The sequence below is a fragment of the Tsukamurella strandjordii genome (genome assembly GCF_039525985.1).
GTDB lineage: Bacteria > Actinomycetota > Actinomycetes > Mycobacteriales > Mycobacteriaceae > Tsukamurella > Tsukamurella strandjordii.
In genome coordinates this window covers 129,328-133,201 of the sequence record NZ_BAAAII010000012.1, presented here as the reverse complement: position 1 = coordinate 133,201, position 3,874 = coordinate 129,328, and the positions used below count along the sequence as shown (strand labels likewise).

At 68.5% G+C, this 3,874-nt stretch carries 5 protein-coding genes; 3 read left to right on the top strand and 2 right to left on the bottom strand.

The genetic code is table 11. The annotated features are described in order from the left end of the window. Positions 1 to 580: AurF N-oxygenase family protein (locus ABD108_RS19645; RefSeq protein ID WP_425579803.1), on the bottom strand; the 580-nt coding region annotated here is incomplete at its 3' end. 292 nt (positions 581 to 872) lie between these two features. Next, on the bottom strand, positions 873 to 1,394 hold the full coding sequence (locus ABD108_RS19640; RefSeq protein WP_343931156.1) for a YflT domain-containing protein: 522 nt from the start codon (positions 1,392 to 1,394) through the stop codon (positions 873 to 875). A gap of 52 nt (positions 1,395 to 1,446) precedes the next feature. On the opposite strand from ABD108_RS19640, the gene ABD108_RS19635 reads away from it, so the two are divergent. The 3 genes from ABD108_RS19635 to ABD108_RS19625 form a co-directional block, all read left to right on the top strand. Further along, positions 1,447 to 2,721, top strand: coding sequence for a magnesium transporter MgtE N-terminal domain-containing protein (locus tag ABD108_RS19635; protein WP_220658312.1), 1,275 nt, complete (start codon positions 1,447 to 1,449; stop codon positions 2,719 to 2,721). After that, the gene (locus ABD108_RS19630; protein ID WP_220658311.1) at positions 2,718 to 3,245 is read left to right on the top strand and encodes a DUF1003 domain-containing protein; all 528 of its coding nucleotides are present in this window, start codon (positions 2,718 to 2,720) and stop codon (positions 3,243 to 3,245) included. Before ABD108_RS19635 ends, ABD108_RS19630 begins: the two co-directional genes overlap by 4 nt. Further along, a partial coding sequence (locus ABD108_RS19625) for an Rv0361 family membrane protein (RefSeq protein WP_486389668.1) occupies positions 3,232 to 3,874 on the top strand: 643 nt, incomplete at its 3' end. The genes ABD108_RS19630 and ABD108_RS19625, both read left to right, overlap by 14 nt.

Sequence of the window (3,874 nt, the reverse complement as noted above, 5' to 3'; positions counted from 1 at the left end):
CGCCGTGGCGCATGATCGCCTTCTGGTAGTGGTCGATCGGCTCCTCACCACCGAGGATGCCCATGAACAGGATCACGTGCGCGTAGCCCCCGAGCACGCCGATCATCGGTGACGCGCGGCGGAATCGCTTGCGCATCCCCGGGACGTCCACATCGATGCGGTTCACCAGCTCCTGGAACATCTGGATGTGGTTGCACTCCTCCGTCATCTCGTGGAGGCAGTAGCGGAACTCCGGCGACTTGTTCGGGAGCTTCATGATGTACTGCATCATTCCGCGGATCAGGATGGACTCGAAGGCGGCGCCCACCTTGATGGTGTTGGCCATCCGCCACTTCCCGATCTCGATCCGCCGCTCCAGCGGCAGGTCGCGGTACCACTGAGTGGCACCGAGCGAGTCGAGCGTCGGGGGCAGCACCCAGCGCGGGTCGTTCGGATCGAGCCGCAGCTCCGGGGAGTCCCAGTCGATGTCCAGGTAGGGATCGAATCGACGGTGCACCGAGCCGTCGGACAGATCGGCGAGCGTATCGACGTATCGCTGATCGAAGGCCGTGGCGCCGGTGCGCCCCAGGATGTCCGCCATGAGAGTCCTCCTCGTGATTTCTATCACCTCTCCGCAATTTAGCAGGACTCTCGGACTCGCTAAATAGCTTCCACGCGATCTTCACCGATGCCGCCGCCCCATCAACCCCCCGCCAGCTCCCACCTGGGAAGCGGCCTCCCCTACGTGTCATGGTCTCCCCCCTGCAGCCGACCCGGGGACGCCGGATTTCGACGGGGAGACCACGCCCCGGCAGGGAGCTACGGTCCGCGAACGACGAAACGCCGCCCGCCACGAGTCACGTGGCGGGCGGCGTCATCGACCGCTGAGGCGGCTACTGGATGTTGAGGCGGGCGAGCATGTCGCGGGCCTGCTCGGCGTGGTGCGGATCGCACAGCACGTCGTAGCGACCGGCCACCAGCTGCATCGTCGAGGAGAAGTCCCGGGTCCCGCGGGACGCGGCGTAGGGCACGGCCGTCGTGATCAATCCGAAGATGACACCGCCGATGACACCCGCGATCACCGTCGAGAACAGGGCACCGCCGCCGCCCACGAAAAGCCCCACGAGCAGACCGAGGAACAGGCCCAGCCAGGCGCCCGAGCCGGCACCGGCACCGAGCACGCGTCCCCAGGTCAGGCGGCCCGTGATGCGCTCGACCTGCATCAGGTCGACACCCACGATGGTCACGTTCTCCACCGGGAACTGCTGATCGGAGAGGTAGTCCACGGCGCGCTGCGCCTCGGCGTAGGTGTTGTAGGAGCCGATCGGCCAGCCGTTCGGCTTCGTCGGGAGCCTGCGCCCACCGGCTGCCCCCGGTTGGTTCTGGCCCGCGGGTCCGGACAACGGATTGGACATTTCGGCGCCCTCCTTCGCATGCGACGTCGGAAACGAAACTACCCTGAAGACCATGTCGGCTGTCTCCAGAGTATTCGTGGCACGACTCGCCGGCCTCCCCGTGGTGGGTCCGGACGGCGAGTCCATCGGCCGAGTCCGCGATGCCGTGATCGGCCTGCGCTCCGACCGGAAGGCCCCGCGGGTCCTGGGACTTGCCGTCGAGCTCGCCAACCGCCGCCGCATCTTCGTCCCCATGCTGCGTGTGACCAGCATCGAAGCGGCCGCCGTCACCCTGAACACCGGATCGGTCAGCCTGCGCCGCCTGCACCTGCGGACCGGTGAGGCCCTCGTGCTCGGCCAGGTGCTCGGCACCCGCGTCCGGGTGGATGAGCCCGGCGAGACCTACGACGGTTCCGACGCCTCCGTCGTCGATGTGGGGATCGAGCAGACCCGCACCCGGGACTGGGTGGTGCACCGGCTCGCGGTGCGCGTGCGTGGCCGGAGCCTGGGTCGACGGGGCGGCGTGCACGTCGTGGACCTGTCGCACATCACCGGATTCACCTCGACCGCGCTCACGGGCACCGATCAGGACGTGGCCGACGCGCTCACCATGTACGACGACATGCGCGCCACCGATGTGGCGCAGGCCCTGCGCGAGCTGCCCACGGAGCGCCGGCTCGCGATCGCCGCGGCGTTCGACGACGAGCGCCTCGCCGACATCCTGCAGGAGCTCGGCACCGACGATCAGACCGAGGTGATCGCGCACCTGTCCAAGCCCCGCGCCGCCGACGTGCTCGAGGCCATGGACCCCGACGATGCCGCCGACCTCCTCGGTGAGCTGCCGGTGTGGCAGCGCGAGGAGCTGCTCACCGTGATGGATCCCGAGGACTCGGGGACCGTGCGGCGGCTGCTCACCTTCTCCCCGTACACCGCGGGCGGCATGATGACGCCGGAGCCGATCGTGGTCACCCCGTCGACCACGGTGGCCGAAGCCCTTGCCAGGGCGCGCAATCCCGATATCACCCCCGCGCTGGCGAGCATGGTCTTCGTGGTCCGGCCGCCGACGGCCACGCCCACCGGGCGCTACATCGGTGCCGTGCACCTGCAGAAGCTGCTGCGTGAGCCGCCCGCGAATCTGGTGGGCGGCATCGTGGACACCGATCTGCCCAAGCTCAGTCCCGACGATCCGCTGGGCGATGTGACCCGCTACTTCGCGGCGTACAACCTGGTGGCGGGCCCGGTGATCGACACCGAGAATCACATGTTGGGAGCGGTTTCGGTGGACGACCTCCTCGACCACCTGCTGCCCGAGGACTGGCGCGACGAGGACATCGAGGAGGCCAAGTGAGCGACCGATCACGGCTCGACACACCGCTGCTGAACCGCAGCATCAGCCTCAACCTGGGCGAGGACATGATCGGCCAGGGCGCCGAACGCGTGGCCCGATTCCTGGGCACCGGGCGCTATCTCGCGATTCAGACGGTGATCGTGATCGTGTGGATCGCCATCAACGTCAGCTGGGTGGCGTTCCGGTTCGATCCGTACCCGTTCATCCTGCTCAACCTCGCCTTCTCCACCCAGGCCGCGTACGCCGCACCGCTCATCCTGCTGGCGCAGAACCGTCAGGAGAGCCGCGACCGGGTCTCGCTCGACGAGGACCGGATGCGCGCTGCGCAGACCAAGGCCGATACCGAATTCCTTGCGCGCGAACTGGCTTCGGTGCGGCTGGCGGCGGGCGATGCCGCCAGCCGTGATTACATCCGCCGCGAGCTCGACGATGTGCACGAGAAGCTCGACGCCCTCACCGCCCTGCTGCAATCGATGGAGCATTCGCAGCACGCACCGAAGGAACGGTCCGATGCGCCCGACTGATCCCCGGGAACTGCTCTACCCGGTGCTGCCTCCGCAGACCTACCGGGAGCTGGGCATCGCGCCCCCGCAGCCGCCCCGCACGGCCTACGGACAGGGCGGTCCGGTCTCCGCGGCGGGAACCCCGTTTCTCACGGGCAGCGCCGTGACCGGCACTCCCGTACAGGGTGCCCCCGTACCCGCCTACCCCGCGCCGGCACCGGGCACCGTCGTGCCGGACGCCGCGGGGCGGGCACCGTCGGGTCCGGGCCCCGTGCCGGCGCCGAACACCGACCGGACCATCTGGATCATCGCGGGAGCCACCGCGCTGATCATCGCGATCATCGTGGGCGCCACCTGGATCATCCTGTCGTCCCGCGGAAGCGACGACGAGACGCAGATCCGCGCGGTCATCGAGGCCGAGATCCAGGCGCAGAACAAGCGGGATCTGAACGCGCTCATCGCGACTCGTTGCGCGAGCGATCAGCAGTTGTTGCGGCAGCAGTTCACGCAGCAGACCTTCGCCGCCGAGGTCGATTCGTTGATCGGGCCGGGCGGCAGTTGGAAGGTCACCGTGAACTCGGTGTCGGTCGATGCGGATGCGGGCACCGCCACCGCGGAGGAGACGATCGAGCCGATCGCTCAGTCGGCGA